This is a genomic window from Hydrogenophaga defluvii (assembly GCF_042665235.1).
Classification (GTDB): Bacteria; Pseudomonadota; Gammaproteobacteria; order Burkholderiales; family Burkholderiaceae_C; genus Hydrogenophaga; species Hydrogenophaga defluvii_A.
On the sequence record NZ_JBHTBZ010000049.1, the window covers coordinates 29,445 to 46,514 of the forward strand.

Here is a 17,070-nt window from a genome sequence, read left to right on the forward strand (position 1 = left end):
CACCGGCCACCGGCAGGACCACCGGCATCATGGGGACGATGGACTCGATGACATCTTGCGGTTGGTCGTGCGAATCGTGGGCGGCAGGCTTGGACATGTTGCGTTCCTTGGCAGTCGGTGAAGTTGGCGGCATTTTACCGTTCTAAACCACCGCCGCGTCAAAGCCAGCGGCCAGCAGATGGGCCAGCACCTGATCGACGTGCTCGCGCCCGCGGGTCTGCAACACCAGTTCAATTTCCACGTTCTGCGCCGCCAGCAAGGTGAACGCGCGCTGGTGGTGCACCTCGTTGATGTTGGCCCCCACCTCGGCCACCAAGGCCGCGATGCGGGCCAGGTTGCCCGGCACGTCGCGCGCGCTGACCTTGATGCGCACCAGTCGGCCGGCGCGCACCATGCCACGCTCGATGATGGAGGCCAGCAGCAGCGGATCGATGTTGCCGCCGCACAGCACCAGGCCCACCTTTTTGCCGGCAAACCGCTGTGGGTGTTTGAGCAGGGCGGCCAGGCCGGCGGCGCCGGCGCCTTCCACCAGTGTTTTCTCAATCTCCAGCAGCATCACGATGGCTTGCTCGATGTCGCCTTCGTCGACCAGCAGCCAGTCGTCCACCCGGGCGCGTGCCAGTGTCATGTTGCGCTCGCCCGGGCTGGCCACCGCAATGCCTTCGGCGATGGTGTTGCTGCCCTGCGGCAAATGCTGGCCGGTCATGGCGTTGACCATGGCGGGAAAACGCTGCGTCTGCACCCCCACCACCTCGATGCCGGGTTTGAGCGCCTTGGCCGCGGTGGCGATGCCGCCGATCAAGCCGCCGCCACCGACGGCGATGGCCAACACATCCAGGTCGGGCTGGGCGCGCATCATCTCCAGGCCCACCGTGCCCTGGCCGGCAATGATGGCGTCGTCGTCGTAGGGGTGCACAAACACCAGGCTTTCGCGGTCGGCCAATGCAAACGCGTGGGCGCGGGCCTCGTCCAGGGTGTCGCCGTGCAGCACCACCTCGGCACCAAAGCCGCGTGTGCGCTCCACCTTCACGCCGGGCGTGAAACGTGGCATCACGATGACGGCACGCAGCCCCAGGCGTTGTGCGTGGTAGGCCACGCCCTGGGCGTGGTTGCCGGCCGACATGGCCACCACACCGCGCGCCCGCTCCTCGGCGCTGAGCTGGCTCAGTTTGTTGCAGGCGCCGCGTTCCTTGAACGAGGCGGTGTATTGCAGGTTCTCGAATTTGAGAAACACCTGCGCCCCGGTGATTTGCGACAGCGTGCGCGACTCCACGCATGGGGTCAGCAAGACCTGGCCGGCCAACCGTTGGGCGGCCGCTTCGATATCGGCGAGTTCAATCATCCCGGCATTGTGACCGCTTGGGGCCTTTGCGCGACACACTTCCCCCCGCGCAAAAGCTGGGGTATGGTTCGCGCAATACAAAGGGCCCGCTGGTGCGCAAGCGCCGGCCGCATGAGACCCGACACGGTCCGCTGTTGTGGCAAGGCTGGAGGTGTTTCGGATGGTCAAACGTTTGGTGGCGTCGGCCGGCAAGCCGATGGCCCAGGTGCGGGGTGTGGGCCGTGGCGACGGCCGCGCGCTGTTGCGGCCGTCGGGCGAAGCGCGCCTGAGTGGGGGGCGCGTGTTCGTGCCGCCCGAGCTGCGCCAGGCGCCGGTGCTGGACCTCATGTGTTCACATTTTGTGCTCACCCTGGCCGCGCGCCAGGGCGCGCGCTTCAACCTGCGGCGCGACCTCAATACCTTGCTCGCCCTGGCCGGGCGCCACCTGGTGTGGCCGCTCACCGTGCTCACCCGCCTGCGCGAATTCCTCACACGGCGCTGCCGCGACAACGAGTTGTGGGCCCACCACGCCGAGCTGCCGCTGGCGGCCTTCATGGAGCGTTTTGGCGTGTGGCGTGGGCCTTACGAAGAAGGCACGCTGTTCTTCTACCTCGACGAATACGCCAAGGAGTCGCCCAAGGATTTGCTCAGCGTGCTGGGTGTGACCGGCGAGTGGCTGGCGCAGGCGCTGAAAAAACAGTCCACGCTGGTGGAAAAGAACATCGACGCCCTGGCCGGCCTGCTGCAGCTCAACCGCGCCGAACGCGCGCTGCTGCTCTACGGCACGCTGGCGCGCTACCAGCGCGACCTGCGCTCCATCCTGGTGGAGTTCAAGGTCAACAACGCGCCCGAGGCCTATGCGGCCATCGCCGATCTGGCGGGCGTGCCACCGGCCGAAGTGGGCGAGGCGTTGCGTGCGGGCTCGCGCCTGGAGCGTATCGGCATGGTGGAGAACCTGATCTCCGAACACAACATCACCGACCTGGCCGACCTCATGAAGGTCAGCGAAAAGCTGCCACCGGTGCTCATGCGCGAGTACCGCGACCAGAACGAGCTGATGGCGGTGTTCACCCGCCCGGCCGCGCGCAGCGCCCTGGGCGTGGCCGATTTCGACTTTGTGCGCGATGAGGTGCAGGTGTTGTGTGCCCTGCTGCGCGAAGCGGTGGCGCGCAAGGAGCCAGGCGTCAACGTCTTGTTGTACGGCCCGCCCGGCACCGGCAAGACCGAGCTGGCGCGGGTGGTGGCCCTCGCCGCCGGGTTGGAGCTGTTCGAGGTGGAGTACGCCGACCGCGACGGCCATTCGCTCAGCGGGCGCGACCGTTACCGCTCGCTGCAGATCGCGCAGGTGTTTCTCAAGGGCACGGCGCGTTCGGCGTTGCTTTTTGATGAGGTGGAAGACGTCTTCCCGCCCATCACCAGCGAGGCCGCGCAATTGTTGGCGCGTGCCGAGCAGGTGAGCGCGCCACACAGCGCCAGCATCAGCGGCAAGGCCTGGGTCAACCAAATCCTGGAAAGCAACCCGGTGCCCACACTGTGGGTGACCAACCGCATCGAACAGATCGACCCGGCTTTTCGGCGCCGTTTTGCATACCACCTCGAACTCACCTCGCCGCCGCCCGGCGCGCGCGAGCAGCTGGTGCGCAAGACGCTGGAAGGTGTGGCGGTGTCGGACACGCTGGTGGCCCGCCTGACGGAACGCAAGGGCTTGACACCCGCGCAGATACGCACGGCCGTGCGCTTCGCCCAACTGGTGGGCACCGACCGGCCCGGCCAGCCCGAGCTGCAGACCGAGGCCTTGATCGAACGCCAGCTGCGCCACGCTGACCATGCCCTGGGCCGCCGCGGTGAGGCCCAGGGTCGCCCCTGCGTGACGCAGTACGACCTCGACATGCTCCACGTCGAGTCGCGCTTCGACATCCCGCGCATCGTCGCCGCGCTCAAGGCGCGTGGCCACGGCACCCTGTGTTTTCACGGCGCACCGGGCACAGGCAAAACCGCGCTGGCCGAACACATCGCGCGTGTGCTCGAACGCCCGCTGCTCATCAAACAGGCCAGCGACATCATGAGCAAGTTTGTGGGCGAGACCGAGCAGCAGATGGCCGCCATGTTTGCCGAGGCCGAGGCCGAAAAGGCGGTGCTGCTGCTGGACGAGGCCGACAGTTTTCTGCAGGACCGGCGCGGCGCGCAGCGCACCTACGAGGTCACCGAAGTCAACGAGATGCTGCAGGGCATGGAGCGCTTTCGCGGCATCTTCGTCTGCACCACCAATTTGCTGGACAGCCTGGACCAGGCGGCCTTGCGCCGCTTCACCTTCAAGATCCAGTTCAAGCCGCTGCGGGCCGATCAGCGAGAGCGCATGTTTGTGGTGGAGGCGCTGGGCGGGCGGCAGGCCGATCTCACCGGCGCACAGCAAGATCGGCTGGCACGCCTGAACGTGTTGTGTCCGGGCGATTTTGCCGCCGTCAAACGCCAGGCCGACATCCTGGCCACCACGCTGGACCCGGACGAATTCCTCGCCCAGCTCGAAGCCGAGCACCGCATCAAGCCGGAAGTGCGTGAGTCGCGCCCCGTTGGTTTTCTGGGCTGAGTGTTTGGCTGCTGTGGTGTGGCGGTGGGGCGGCCTGGCCACTGTCCGGGGGGGGCAGCAGCATCAAAAAATGGCAGCCCACGCCGGGCGCGGCCAGCGCATGCAGTTCGCCGCCGTGGCGCGCCACCACGGTGTGGGCCACCAGCAGCCCCAGGCCCAGCCCGTGGGTGCGTGCGCCACCGGTCTTGCCTCGCGGGCGCACCCAGGTATGGGTGTCCAGCGCGTGGAGGAGGTCGGCCAGGGCCTGGGCTTCCATGCCCGCACCGTGGTCGCGCACCGACCAGGCCACTTGGTGTGTGTGCGGGTCGCGCGCCACGCACACCTCCACCTGGCTGCCAGGCTCGCTGTGCCGCAAGGCGTTGCCCAGCATGTTGACCATGGCCCGGGTCAGCAACTCGGGGTCGCCGTAGAACGCACCGTCCTCGTTCGACGTGCCGCGCTGCACGATCTTGACCTGCGCGGCCTGGGCCTGTGGCCAGCAGCGGTCCACCGCTTCCTGGACCAGGTGTTCCAGCGTGCCGTGCCGCCGGTTGAGGGTGTCTGACTCGGCGCGCAGCAGGTCCACAAAACCTTCGGCCAGACGCAGGGTGCGGTCCACCTGCACCCGGATGCCGCCGTAGAAGCGCTCGTCGGTCATGCCCTCCACACCGTGCTCGCGCAGCTCCAGCAGGCTCAGGATGTTGGACTGGGGCGCCCGCAGATCGTGTGACAAAAAGGCCAGCCAGCGGTCGCGCTGCTGGTGCAGGCGGCGCTGGATCTGGTGCTGGGCTTCCAGGCGTTCCAGCGCCTGGTCCAGCACCTCGACTTTGGCCTGTGGCGCGCGGTCCATCACCTGGGGCGCCAGGGGTTGCAGGCGTGGGTCGGCGTCCATGGGGGATTGCGCCAGCACCTTGTCCAGCCGCTCGATGCGGTGGGCAAACAGGGCCGACAAAGCCTGGGAGCGCCGCCAACTGCACACCAGCAGGAACAGCACCAGGCCCGCCAGGGGTGTGGCTGCCGGCAACCACCAGCCGTGCTGCAGCAAGGTGTAGGCGCTCAGTGTGGTGGTGGCCAGTCCCATGCCCATCACCACTTGGGCGGTGTGTTCGGGGCGGCGCAGGCACAACCATGCCGCCAACCACAGTGGCAGGGCGGCCCAGAGCAAGGCGGCGCCGGCGGGCAGGTGGCGCACCCAGCGCCCATGCTGCAGGTTGTCCAGCACCTGGGCATAGGCGTCGGGCTGGGGCAGCGTGTGGGTGCTGGCGCCCACCCGCACCAGCAGCGGCGGGCCAGCCTGTGCGCCCCCTCGTGGGCCCACCACCACCAGCTTGTTGCGCAGCGCATGGGGCGGCAGCTTGTCCATCAGCACATCGGCGTAGGTCCACACCGGCGGCCCTTGGTCGGTCGCACGCCAGCGCAGAAACAGCTCGGGTGGCCAGCCGTCGCGGGGTGACGCCAGCCTGAGCACTTGCATGGCGTGGTGGACGGTGGTGGTGTTCGCGCCGGGGGCGTGTGGCAGCAGCCGCCGCACGATGCCGTCGCGGTCGGCCGGCAGGGTGGCCGGGTCCGGCATGGGCGGGATGTCCATCAGCACGCTGCGTGGCCCATGGGGTTTGAGGCGTTCCATCAGCTCCAGGCGCCGCATGGGCAGGGCGGCGCAATGGATCAGGTGGCCAGGGCAGGTCTCGTCCAGCGCGATCACCACCACCTCGGCCCAGGTGGGGGGCGCGTCGTGCGCCAGCCATTGGTCATGTGCCAGGGCGTTGGCGTGCCACAGCCCATTCTGTGTGGCCAACCAGGCCACCAGAAAGGGCAACACGGCAGCCGCTGCCATGACTTCGTAGGTGTAGCGACGCAGCGGACCCAGCCGCGCCATGTCGGACGCCCGTCGGCGCAGGCTGTGTGCCGGCGCGCCCGACGGGGCATCTTTTTTCAGTTCCATACCGCTCCCTTGCCACGTGGCGCCAGGCGTCTCGCACTCGGTCTGTGCCGATGTGGGCGCGCTGCTTACCCGTGGTGCGGCGATTCTGCCGCATGGCAGATCAACTGCCACATTTTGTTAAATTGACCGGGGGCGGGTTTTTACGCGCCGCTGGTGGTCTGGACCACCCTCAGCACCTCGTCGCCATAGGCTTGGCGTTTTTTGGCGCCCAGGCCGCTGATGCCATCCAGATCGGCCAGGCTGCGCGGCTGGCGTTCGGCGATGGCGCGCAGCGTGGCGTCGTGGAAGATCACGTAGGCCGGCAGGTTGTGTTCGCGCGCCACCTCGGCGCGCCAGGCCTTGAGCGCGGCCAGGCAGTCGCGCCCGGCCAAGGTGAGCGGCGGGCCGCTGTCCAGGCGTTGCGCCTTGGCCTTGCGGCGCGCGGTCGGCTCGTCCACTGTCGTCTTCACGCGCACCGTGGCCTCGCCTTTGAGGATGGGTTTGGCCGCATCGGTCAGGCGCAGGGTGTTGTAGTGCTCGGCGTCCACCCACACGGCTTCGCGCGCAATCAACTGGCGCAACAGGCCACGCCACTGCGTCTCGCTCCAATCGGCGCCAATGCCGAAGGTGCTCAGGGCCTGGTGGCCGTGCTGCTCCACTTTTTCGGTGGCCTTGCCGCGCAGGATGTCCATGATGTGGCCCGCACCAAAGGCGGTGCCGCTGGCTTGTTGCACGCGGTAGATGCACGAGAGCAGTTTGCGCGCGGCATCGGTGGCATCGGTTGTCTCCGGCGGGTGCAGGCAGTTATCGCAATTCCCACAGGGCGTGCTGTCTTCGCCAAAGTAGCGCAGCAACTGCACCCGCCGGCATTCGGTCGATTCGGCCAGGGTCAGCAGGGCGTCGAGTTTGGTGCGCAACACCTGCTTGAACGCGTCGGCCGCCGGGCTTTCGTCGATCATGCGGCGCTGGTTCACCACGTCCTGCAGGCCGTAGAGCATCCAGGCGTTGGCGGCCTCGCCATCGCGGCCGGCGCGGCCGGTTTCCTGGTAGTAGCCCTCGATGTTTTTGGGGCTGTCCAGGTGGGCCACAAAACGCACGTCCGGCTTATCGATGCCCATGCCGAAGGCCACGGTGGCCACCATGATCACGCCCTCTTCGCGCAGAAAGCGGTTCTGGTTCGCCTGGCGCACCGGGCCGTCGAGGCCGGCGTGGTAGGGCAGGGCCTTGAGGCCGGCGTCCTCCAGCTTTTGCGCCACCTCTTCCACCCGCTTGCGCGACTGGCAGTAGACGATGCCGGCATCGTGCCCTTGTGTGCCGGTGTGTTCGCGTTCGATGAAACGCAGCAGCTGGTTGAAGCCGTCTTTCTTTTCAACGATAGCGTAGCGAATATTCGGCCGGTCGAAGCTGCTGACGAAAGTGCGCGCGTCCTCCAGCTGCAGGTGGGTCACCATGTCGGCGCGCGTGGGTGCGTCGGCGGTGGCGGTGAGGGCCACACGCGGCACGCCCGCGTAGCGCTCGTGCAGCAGCGACAGCGTCCGGTACTCGGGCCGGAAATCGTGGCCCCATTGACTCACGCAGTGCGCCTCATCAATGGCGAAGAGGCTGAGCTGGTGGCGCTGGTGCAGGGTGTCGAGCAGGGCCAGGAAACGCGGTGTGTTCAGGCGCTCCGGTGCGGCGTACAGCAGCGTGATCTCGCCCTGCAGCAGGCGGCGCTCGATGCGCGCGGCGTCGTCGGCGCTGAGGCTGGAGTTGAGAAACTCGGCGTCCACGCCGGCTTCGTGCAGGGCGCCCACCTGGTCGTGCATCAGCGCGATCAGGGGCGACACCACCACGGTCACGCCCAAACCAGCGCGCGCCCGCGCGATGGCCGGCACCTGGTAACACAGGCTTTTGCCGCCGCCCGTGGGCATGAGCACCAGGGCGTCGCCACCCGTGCACACGTGCTCGATGATGGCCTGCTGCTGGCCGCGAAAACTGTCGTAGCCAAAGACCTCGCGCAGGATGCCGTGTGCGGCCAGCGCCGGGCTGGCCAGGGAGGCCAACACTACATCTGCTCCCAGGGCAGCCCCTCTTTGCGCCAGCCGTTGAGGGTGGAGCGCTTGAAGTGTTCGTCGAGCTCGCCCTCAAAGCCGTGCAGGATGTTGACCACATCGGTGAAGCCGGCGGCTTCCAGCGCCTGGCCGGCCTCCACCGTGCGTTTGCCACTGCGACAGATCAGCAACACGGTGCGTGCCTTGTCGCCGGATTCTTCTTCGACCTGGCGCACAAAACGTGCCGGGTCGGGCATCAGGTCGGGGTATTCGTACCAGGGGATGTTGACCACACCGGGCGGGCGGCCCACGTACAGCGATTCGATTTCCATGCGCACGTCCACGAACAGCGGCGCGGTCTCAAGCGGCTCGTCGCGGCGCTGCTGGAGCAGGCCCCAGGCTTCGGTCGGCAACAGGTGTTTCATGGGGCCATATTGTCGCCGTTGTGTGTGGGGTGGCCTTTCAGCGGCCGCTGCGTTCCAGGTAGCGCTTGCGCCAGAACACCAGCACCAGGCCCACGGCCACCACACCCATGGCCGCCATGGCCCACCAGAAGCCGCGCTGGCTGTGCAACAGCGGAATGCTGTCGAAATTCATGCCGAAGATGCCGGTGATGAGGTTGAGCGGCAAGAAAATGGCGGTCAGCACGGTGAGCGTGCGCATGATGTCGTTGGTGCGGTTGCCCTGCACGCTGAAGTGCATCTGCACCGTGGTTTCGGCGTTGTGTTCGAGCCGTCGCACGTGGTGCACCACCCGTTCGATGTGCTCGATCACATCGCGCCCGCGCAGCTTGAGCAGCTCCTGTTCCCGCTTGGCGGCTTTGTCGGTGGGGAGCTCCAGACCGTTCATCCAGCCCTGGATGGCGGTGCGCTGGTCTTCGCAAATTTCATCGAGCTGGTGCAGCGCCATGCGGGCTTGCAGCAGCCGGTCCCACTGGTTGAAGCGGGTGCGCGGGTGCAGCAGCTCGGTCTGCCAGTGGTCGAGCTGGCGCGTGAGGTCGCGTCGCAGGTCGAGGTATGCGTCCACCATCACGCTGGTCAGGCGCAGCATGAGTTCGGCCGGGTGGTCGGGCAGGGTGCGGGCCAGCGCTGGGCGGTGGTCGGCCGCACCCGCCGCCAGCAGGCGAGTGGCCTGCTGAACCAGCACACCGCAGCCGCTGGGGTGCACGCTCAGCAGCACGCGGTCGAACAGCACAAAACCGACCGGGCTGGTGTCGATGCGGCGCAGCACCGGCGGGCCGCTGCGGCGTGTGGGCTCGGGCGGGGGCGGCGTGTCGCTGCCGTTGGCCGTGCCCGCCGCCGCCAGGCGGCGGAACACCAGCAGGTCGTAGCTGTCGGTGTAGTCGTAGCGCGAGGGCAGCTGTGCATTGAGCAGGTCCGACACGTGCAGGTCCACCAGACCGACACCACACAGGTCTTGCAGGCGCTGTTGCCAGGTGGCGGTGTCGGTTTCCAGTTCGCTGCGCTCCAGCGCCAGCCAGAGAAAGCCGGTGTCGGGCAACGCCGACGGGCAGGCGCCCAGTTCGCGCGCGCCGCTGTGAGCGATGGTGAAGGCGCGCATCGGTGGCTTCAGATCTGGCGCAGCAGGCGCGCCGCGTCGCGCGCGAAGTAGGTCAGCACACCGTCGGCGCCGGCGCGCTTGAAGGCCAGCAGGCTTTCCATCATCACCGCGTCGTGGTCCAGCCAGCCGTTTTGCGCGGCGGCCTTGAGCATGGCGTATTCACCGCTCACCTGGTAGGCGAAGGTGGGCACGCCGAATTCGTCCTTCACGCGGCGCACCACGTCCAGGTAGGGCATGCCGGGTTTGACCATCACCATGTCGGCGCCTTCGGCGATGTCCATCGCCACTTCGCGCAGCGCTTCGTTGGTGTTGCCCGGGTCCATCTGGTAGACCTTTTTGTCGGCCTTGCCCAGGTTGGCGGCGGAGCCCACGGCGTCGCGGAAGGGGCCGTAGAAGGCCGAGGCGTACTTGGCGCTGTAGGCCATGATGCGGGTGTGGATGTGGCCGGCCGCTTCCAGCGCGTTGCGCACCGCGCCGATGCGCCCGTCCATCATGTCGCTGGGCGCGACGATGTCCACGCCGGCGGTGGCCTGGGCCAGCGCCTGCTTCACCAGCACCTCCACCGTGGCGTCGTTGATGATGTAGTTGCGCTCGTCCAGCAGGCCGTCTTGGCCGTGACTGGTGTAGGGGTCCAGCGCCACGTCGGTCATCACGCCCAGCTCAGGGAAGCGTGCCTTCAGCCCGGCCACCACGCGCGGGATCAGCCCGTCCGGGTTGAAAGCCTCGCGGCCGTCGGGCGTCTTCAGGCTTTGGTCGATCACCGGGAACAGCGCCATCACCGGGATGCCCAGCTTCACGCAGTCCTCGGCCACCGGCAGCAGCAGGTCCAGGCTCAGGCGCTCCACACCCGGCATGGAGGCCACGGCCTCGCGCCGGTTTTGGCCGTCCAGCACAAAGACCGGGTAGATCAGGTCGTGTGGTGTGAGCGCGTGTTCGCGCACCAGGTTGCGGGTGAAGGCGTCGCGGCGCAGGCGGCGCGGGCGGGCGGCGGGGAAGGCGGGCAGCGGAGCGGTGTTCATACCGGTATTGTGGCAAATGGTTGGCGTTACACTCATTTGTGAACCACCTGACGCACCACCATGGCCACTACACCGCCGGATGCCGCCGCTTCGTCGCCCGCGCCTTTGTCCGCCATCGACAACTGGCGCATGGCCGAGCACTGGCCCGAGCTGGTGACGGCGCTCACCGACCAGTCGATTGAAACGGTGTCGTCGCTGGTGCGTGGGCTGGACCTGCTGCTCGCCAAGGGGCGCCTGACGCCCGCCGAATACAAGGTGCTGGCCATGCCGGCCGAGCGGCTCAAACACTGTGGCATCAGCGCCCAGCAGATCGTCCGATTCCAGAGCGGCCGGGTGCGCCAGTCGCACGAAAAGATCGACCTGGCCTACCTGCTCGAATGTGTGCTGCAGGAGCGCAAGGGCGAGATGGCCATGTTGGGCGTCACCCTGCGCCGCCGCCTCAAGGCGGTGGACATCCTGATCGATCCCACCCTGGGCTTCAGCCTCACCAACGCCATGCTCGACTGGGGCCTGCCTTTTGGCTACCGCATCGACTGGCGGCTGGAAACGACCGACGGCCAGGCGCGGCTGTGGATGAAGGTCTACAGCGGCGACCGCGTCATCCCCGGCAGCGCGGTGGTGGAAGACAACATCCACTGGCTGCTGCTGAGCCAGATCGCTGCATCCGACGGTGCCGTGCGCCTGGAGCGCAGCCTGGCCAATGATGGCGTCGAGCTGGTGGCACTGTTCCGGCGCACCGTGCAGGTGGCTGAGGAAGAGGTCAAGGTGGCTGCGGCGCAAGAGGTGCCGATGGACTCGGTGTTCAAGTCGGTGTCGGGCGCTTATGTGGTGGTGGTGTCAGGCGATGCGGCCCTGCGCAACGACGCCGTGTCCACGCTCAAACGCCTGGGCATTGCGGTGGACGGCGTGGTGGACGCAGCGCAGGCCCGCGAGGCCTTGCAAGGCCACGTGGCCCACCTGCTGGTGCTGGACACCGCCCACCATGCCGACGCCCTGCACCTCTTGCAAGCCGAGTTGTTGTCCAAACAACCACAGTTGCTGTTTGTGGAAATCGGTTCCACCGACACCTCGCCCCACCGCCTGCCGCCCACCTTGGAAGCGGCCACCACCCGCATCGCGCGCGACGAGGTGGCGACCCGCCTGGGCTCGGCCGTGATGTTTGCGCTGTCGCGGGTGATGTGAGCCGGCCCGCAGGGCGGCTCAATCGCAGGGGCTGGCGCGCGCAGCGCAAGCCGCGCAAATGCAGGCTTGGTCCTTCGCCTCCGCCGGCACCTGTGCCAGCAGCGCGGGCGTGAAGTCCACCGACACGCACCAGCAAGGGCCCTGCTTCTCCACCGTTTCGCGCTCGATCTCCATGGCGCAGCGGTTGGGCTGCCCGCAGAGCGGGCAGCGGGAGGGGTCCGGCGCTTCAGAATTCATGCGTCGCTTTCATGCGCTATCCCGTTCGCGCAGCACATCCGTCCGTTCTGACCGCAATGGGTTGCGCACCGTCATGGTTGGGGACGCTGAAGCACTGCGTGCACCAGAGTAGCCATCTTTTCGGTCACCCTCGCCATGGCCGACTGGTACACCACGCTGTCTTCGCGTTTGTCGACTGCCATCACCATGACGATCAACACATCGTCCTGCACGCCGTACACCAGCCGGTAGCCTTGTTTGTTGAGTTTGATTTTGTAGTGCCCAGCCAGTGCACCGTGAAGTGCCGCACCCGGGACATGGGGGTTGTCCAGCCGCTTTTTCAGCAACTTGCGCAACGGTTCTTTCACTGAGCCGTCCAGCTTTTGCCACTCTGCCCAAGCGCTGGGCACAAACTGCAAGCGGTATTTGTGTTTGCGCGCTGGCTGGGGCGGCTCAGATGGCATCGATGTCCACCTCAATCGCCTGAGCCCGCTCGCTCATGCGTGCCAGCACCGTACGGCCCAGCTCTTGCTCAGACAGCTCTTCCAGCATGGCCTCAAACAAAGCGGGTTCGATCATGTAAAAAGCCGCCTTGTTGTGGTTCAGCACGGCCACCGGGCGGCGCTTGGCTTCGCGCAACACCGCTGCCGGGTTCTTCTTGAACTCGGACATGCTGATCATCACATCGGCGTAAATGGCTTCCATGGTCGGCTCCTTAATTGGCGCTGATTATGGCGCTGAATAAGTGGATTTGCCAACTTTTGGACCCCGCCAACGTTCACGGCGGTTCGTACCCCGCGCATGGCGAGGGCAAGTTGCCCACTGCTGCTTGGCCGAGAGCCCTCACGCCAGCCCTCTCCCAGAGGGAGAGGGTGCAAAGCAGGGTCAGGCCGCTTTGACTTTGAGGCGCCACGCGTGCAGCAGCGGCTCGGTGTAGCCGCTGGGCTGCTCTTTGCCTTTGAACACCAGGTCGCACGCCGCCTGGTAGGCCATGCTGGTGTCGAAGTGGCCGGCCATGTTCTGGTACAGCTTGTCGCCGGCGTTCTGCTTGTCCACCTTGGTGGCCATGCGCTCGAAGGTTTCCTTCACCTGGGCTTCGGTGACGATGCCGTGGTGCAGCCAGTTGGCCATGTGCTGGCTGCTGATGCGCAGGGTGGCGCGGTCTTCCATCAGGCCGACGTCGTTGATGTCGGGCACTTTGGAGCAGCCCACGCCTTGGTCTACCCAGCGCACCACGTAGCCGAGGATGCCTTGGGCGTTGTTGTCCAGCTCGGCCTGTTTTTCGGCCTCGGTCCAGGCGGGGTTGGCCACCACCGGCACGGTCAGCAGGCCGGTCAGCAGCTCATCGCGCAGCTTGTCGGCGTTGGTTTTCTCCAGGTCCTTCTGGATGTCGGACACCAGCACCTGGTGGTAGTGCAGGGCGTGCAGCGTGGCGCCGGTGGGGCTGGGCACCCAGGCGGTGTTGGCACCGGCCTTGGGGTGGCCGATTTTCTGTTCCAGCATGGCCTTCATCAGGTCGGGCATGGCCCACATGCCTTTGCCAATTTGTGCCTTGCCGCGCAGGCCACAGCTCAGGCCCACCAGCACGTTGTTCTTCTCGTACGACTGGATCCAGGCGCTGCTCTTCATGTCGCCCTTGCGCATCATGGGGCCGGCCAGCATGGCGGTGTGCATCTCGTCGCCGGTGCGGTCCAGGAAGCCGGTGTTGATGAAGGCCACGCGGCTGCCAGCGGCGGCGATGCAGGCCTTGAGGTTGACCGAGGTGCGGCGCTCCTCGTCCATGATGCCCAGCTTGACGGTGCTGTCGGCCAGGCCCAGCAGCTGTTCGACGCGGCCGAACAGCTCGGCCGCGAAGGCCACTTCCTCGGGGCCATGCATCTTGGGCTTGACGATGTACACCGAACCCTTGCGCGAGTTGCGGATGGCGTCCTTCTTCGTGCGTTTCAAGTCGTGCAGGGCGATGGTGGTGGTGACCACCGCGTCCATGATGCCCTCGGGGATCTCTTTCACCGAGCCATCGGCGGCGGTGTAGAGGATGGCCGGGTTGGTCATCAGGTGGCCAACGTTGCGCACGAACATCAGCGAGCGGCCGTGCAGGCGAACCTTTTTGCCGTTGCTGCCGGTGTACTCGCGGTCGGGGTTGAGGCCGCGCGTGAAGGTCTTGTCCCCCTTGGTGATGGACTCGGTCAGCGTGGCCTGCAGGATGCCCAGCCAGTTGCGGTAGCCCAACACCTTGTCCTCGGCATCGACGGCGGCCACCGAGTCTTCCAGGTCGAGGATGGTGGACAGCGCGGCTTCCACCACCAGGTCGCTCACGCCGGCGGCGTCGCTTTTGCCGATGGCGGTGTTGCGGTTGATCTGGATCTCCAGGTGCAGGCCGTTGTGCTTGAGCAGCACGGCGCTGGGCGCCTTGGCCTCACCCTGGAAGCCGATGAACTGCGACTTGTCGGCCAGCTTGGACGTGCCGCCTTCTGCCAGGCCCACCACCAGCTCGCCGTCCTTGTTGACCTTGTAGCCGGTGGAGCCCACGTGCGAGCCCTTCTTCAGCGGCGCGCAGCGGTCCAGCACGTGGCGCGCGTAGGCGATGACCTTGGCGCCGCGTTTGGGGTTGTAACCCCCTTTTTTGCCGACCTTTTCACAACCTTTGTCTTCGCTGATGACGTCGGTGCCGTAGAGCGCGTCGTACAGCGAGCCCCAGCGTGCGTTGGCGGCGTTGAGCGCGTAGCGGGCGTTGAGGATGGGCACCACCAGCTGCGGGCCGGCCTGGGTGGCCAGCTCGTCGTCCACGTTTTTGGTGGTGGCCTTCACCTTTTTGGGCACCGGCACCAAGTAGCCGATCTTTTCCAGGAAGGCGCGGTAAGCGGCCATGTCTTGGATGGGGCCGGGGTTGGCGCTGTGCCAGGCATCGAGCTCGCTCTGCAGCCGGTCGCGTTCGGCCAGCAGGGCGATGTTCTTGGGGGCCAGGTCGGCCACGATGGCGTCAAACCCTTTCCAGAACGCGGCGCTGTCCACGCCGGTGCCCGGCAGAACCTCGTTTTCGATGAACTGGTGCAATTCGGTGGCGACTTGCAGTTGGTGGACTGGGGTGCGTGCGGTCATGAAGACTCCGTTGAATCAATAAAAAGGCGGTGTCAGGGGAAAAAGCTGAGCACGTCGCGCAGGCTGTTGCCGGTGCGCGTCGGTTGTGTGCCCAATTCTTCAAAGGGCAGATTTTGCCGGTTCACCCACAGCGTGCGAAAACCGTACCAGGTGGCCGCCAGCGCGTCCCAGCCGTTGCTGCTGACAAACAGGATCTGCGAGCGCGACAGGCCGGTGGTCTGTTCGCCCAGCGCGTAGGCGTCGGGGTGGGTTTTGAATTTGCGGATCGGGTCCACGCTGATGACGTGGTCGAGCAGGCCGTCCAGTCCGGCACTGCGCACCGCGATGCCCAGCATCTCGGGATCGCCGTTGCTCAGAATGCCGGTGGCCACACCGCGTGCCTTGAGCGCTTGCAGCACCTCGCGGTTCTCGGGGTAGGCCGACAGGTGGCGGTACTGGTTCAGCAACTGCGTGGCGCGTTCTTCAAAAGCCGGCCAGTCGCTGCGGGCCACCGGCACCAGGCGTTTGATTGCGTAGGTCAGCGCCTGGCTTGTCAGGGCCCAGAAGGGCTGGTAATGCGCTCCGTGGTTGCTGGTGGTCACCAGGCGGGTGTATTCAATCTGTTTGTCGCGCCACAACACGGCAATGGCCTCGCCCTGGCTGGGGAACAGCTGTTCGGCCAGCAGCGACACGCTGTACACGTCAAACAGCGTGCCATAGGCGTCAAACAGCACAGCGCGGGGATGTTCCATGGCGAGACTGTATTCGATACTTGTCAAATCATTAACAAATCCGAAAGCGATGTATCCATGACTTTTTGTGCATGAATTGCCCGGCCTGATGCCGATTCGTCGCGCAGCGGACGGACGGCTTTCAGTCGGCGGCGTAAACTGCCGAATTCACATTCAGGTGATGCCCATGAACATGTTGTCCTCCACCGCCCTGTCCGGCCTGAACGCGGCCCAGACCCGTCTGGGCGCTGCCGCCAACAACATCGCCAACATGAACACGCCCGGTTTTCGGCGCGATGAGGTCAGCGCCGTGCCACAAACAGGGGGCGGCGTGTCGGTCAGTGTGCAAAAGGCCGAAACGCAGGGTGCCGATGTGGTCCGCGACATGGTGGATCAGAAAATGGCCGTGCTCGAATTCAAGGCCAACCTGCAGGTGCTCAAGACCGAGCGCGAGATGACCGGCTCGCTGCTGGACACCCTCGCCTGATGAGCGCCGCGCCGGGCCGCCCCAAGCAAGCTCGCGCCCCCTCGGGGGGCAGCGGACCACGCGAAGCGGGGGAGCGTGGGGGCTCGTCATCATGAGTGCCCTGGGCCCGCGCATCGCCAGCCCCTGGGCTGGCCAAACCGTCTATTTGCCCACGCTGCACGGCAAAGGCCCCACCCTCACTTCGGTGCTGGCGCCCACGCTGGGCATCACAGAAGTGCAAGAGGTGCCGGTGGACACCGACAAGCTTGGCACCTTTTGTGGCGCGGTGGACCGACCCAACGGCCCGCTGTTTGCCCTGGCCACCAAAATCGCCGCCGCCAAGGAAATGGTGCCCGAGGGGCGCCTGTTCATGGCGTCCGAGGGCAGCTTCCGCCCGCACCCCACGGTGCCGCTGCAAATGGTCAACCTGGAGTGGCTCAAGTTCGCCGACCTCGCCACCGGCTTCGAATGCACGGTGCAGAGCATGACCACCACCATGGAAAACCACGAACGTCGCGTGGGCCATGTGGACGAGTTGCACGAGGCCCTGGCCCCTTACCGCCTGCCCGAACACGCTGTCATGGTGGGCCTGCCCGGTGCACCCGGTGTGTTCTTCAAGGCGCTGACCACCCGCGAGCAGATCGCCGAAGCCGTGGCCACGGTGTTGCGCGAGCACCCGGTGGCCGAGCTACGCTCGGAGCTGCGCGCCCACCTCAACCCCACCCGCTTGCGCCACATCCGCCGCCTGGCCATGCGCCTGGCCAACCGGCTGCGCACCGCCTGCCCCAAATGCGAGGCCCCGGGTTTTGGCGAGCCTTTGCCACGCCCAGGCCTGCCGTGTGCCACTTGTGGCTTTCCCACCTCTATGCCGTCGGGCCCGGCCTGGCAGTGCCAAGCCTGTCACCACATCGAACACCGCAAGGTCAAGGGCAAGGCCGATCCGGCGTTTTGCCCGATGTGCAATCGGTAGGCACTTTCAC

Annotated in this window: 15 protein-coding genes; 4 read left to right on the top strand and 11 right to left on the bottom strand. The window is 66.5% G+C overall.

Annotation, left to right across the window (positions count from 1 at the left end; genetic code table 11):
- Positions 1–142: 142 nt before the first annotated feature.
- Positions 143–1,342, bottom strand: coding sequence for a threonine ammonia-lyase (locus ACFQU0_RS16205; RefSeq protein WP_382202594.1), 1,200 nt, complete (start codon positions 1,340–1,342; stop codon positions 143–145).
- 160 nt (positions 1,343–1,502) lie between these two features.
- Between ACFQU0_RS16205 and ACFQU0_RS16210 the strand changes: the two genes are divergently transcribed.
- Positions 1,503–3,908, top strand: coding sequence for an ATP-binding protein (locus ACFQU0_RS16210; RefSeq protein WP_382202596.1), 2,406 nt, complete (start codon positions 1,503–1,505; stop codon positions 3,906–3,908).
- Here ACFQU0_RS16210 and ACFQU0_RS16215 read toward each other — a convergent pair.
- From ACFQU0_RS16215 to hemB, 5 genes are all read right to left on the bottom strand, one after another.
- Entirely contained in the window at positions 3,862–5,829 is a 1,968-nt protein-coding gene (locus tag ACFQU0_RS16215; protein WP_382202598.1) for a sensor histidine kinase, read from the bottom strand. The two genes, ACFQU0_RS16210 and ACFQU0_RS16215, sit on opposite strands and share 47 nt — an antisense overlap.
- 140 nt (positions 5,830–5,969) lie before the next feature.
- A complete protein-coding gene (recQ, locus tag ACFQU0_RS16220) occupies positions 5,970–7,850 on the bottom strand; it encodes a DNA helicase RecQ (RefSeq protein WP_382202706.1) in 1,881 nt (626 codons plus the stop codon).
- Between the two features lie 2 nt (positions 7,851–7,852).
- Complete coding sequence (locus ACFQU0_RS16225; protein ID WP_382202599.1) at positions 7,853–8,263, bottom strand: rhodanese-like domain-containing protein; 411 nt, start codon at positions 8,261–8,263, stop codon at positions 7,853–7,855.
- Between the two features lie 37 nt (positions 8,264–8,300).
- Positions 8,301–9,398 carry a magnesium transporter CorA family protein gene (locus ACFQU0_RS16230; RefSeq protein ID WP_382202601.1) on the bottom strand — a complete coding sequence of 366 codons (1,098 nt, stop codon included), beginning with the start codon at positions 9,396–9,398 and terminating at the stop codon, positions 8,301–8,303.
- 8 nt (positions 9,399–9,406) lie between these two features.
- Positions 9,407–10,417 carry a porphobilinogen synthase gene (gene hemB / locus ACFQU0_RS16235; RefSeq protein ID WP_382202603.1) on the bottom strand — a complete coding sequence of 337 codons (1,011 nt, stop codon included), beginning with the start codon at positions 10,415–10,417 and terminating at the stop codon, positions 9,407–9,409.
- Positions 10,418–10,477: 60 nt separating this feature from the next.
- Between hemB and ACFQU0_RS16240 the strand changes: the two genes are divergently transcribed.
- Positions 10,478–11,599: a hypothetical protein gene (locus ACFQU0_RS16240; RefSeq protein ID WP_382202604.1), complete on the top strand. Its 1,122-nt coding sequence runs from the start codon at positions 10,478–10,480 to the stop codon at positions 11,597–11,599.
- An 18-nt stretch (positions 11,600–11,617) separates the two neighbouring features.
- Here the strand turns inward: ACFQU0_RS16240 and ACFQU0_RS16245 are convergent, their stop codons facing one another.
- From ACFQU0_RS16245 to ACFQU0_RS16265, 5 genes are all read right to left on the bottom strand, one after another.
- The gene (locus ACFQU0_RS16245; protein WP_382202606.1) at positions 11,618–11,836 is read right to left on the bottom strand and encodes a cysteine-rich CWC family protein; all 219 of its coding nucleotides are present in this window, start codon (positions 11,834–11,836) and stop codon (positions 11,618–11,620) included.
- Positions 11,837–11,907: 71 nt separating this feature from the next.
- Positions 11,908–12,279: a type II toxin-antitoxin system RelE family toxin gene (locus ACFQU0_RS16250; RefSeq protein ID WP_382202608.1), complete on the bottom strand. Its 372-nt coding sequence runs from the start codon at positions 12,277–12,279 to the stop codon at positions 11,908–11,910.
- Entirely contained in the window at positions 12,269–12,520 is a 252-nt protein-coding gene (locus ACFQU0_RS16255; protein ID WP_382202609.1) for a type II toxin-antitoxin system Phd/YefM family antitoxin, read from the bottom strand. The genes ACFQU0_RS16250 and ACFQU0_RS16255 overlap by 11 nt, the downstream gene beginning before the upstream one ends.
- A 180-nt stretch (positions 12,521–12,700) precedes the next feature.
- Complete coding sequence (locus ACFQU0_RS16260) at positions 12,701–14,914, bottom strand: malate synthase G (RefSeq protein WP_382202611.1); 2,214 nt, start codon at positions 14,912–14,914, stop codon at positions 12,701–12,703.
- Between the two features lie 32 nt (positions 14,915–14,946).
- Positions 14,947–15,645 carry a haloacid dehalogenase type II gene (locus ACFQU0_RS16265; protein WP_382202613.1) on the bottom strand — a complete coding sequence of 233 codons (699 nt, stop codon included), beginning with the start codon at positions 15,643–15,645 and terminating at the stop codon, positions 14,947–14,949.
- A gap of 166 nt (positions 15,646–15,811) precedes the next feature.
- Here ACFQU0_RS16265 and ACFQU0_RS16270 point away from each other — a divergent pair, with 166 nt between their 5' ends.
- The gene (locus ACFQU0_RS16270; protein WP_382202615.1) at positions 15,812–16,111 is read left to right on the top strand and encodes a flagellar basal body protein; all 300 of its coding nucleotides are present in this window, start codon (positions 15,812–15,814) and stop codon (positions 16,109–16,111) included.
- 91 nt (positions 16,112–16,202) lie between these two features.
- Entirely contained in the window at positions 16,203–17,060 is an 858-nt protein-coding gene (locus ACFQU0_RS16275; RefSeq protein WP_382202617.1) for a DUF6671 family protein, read from the top strand.
- Positions 17,061–17,070 lie beyond the last annotated feature (10 nt).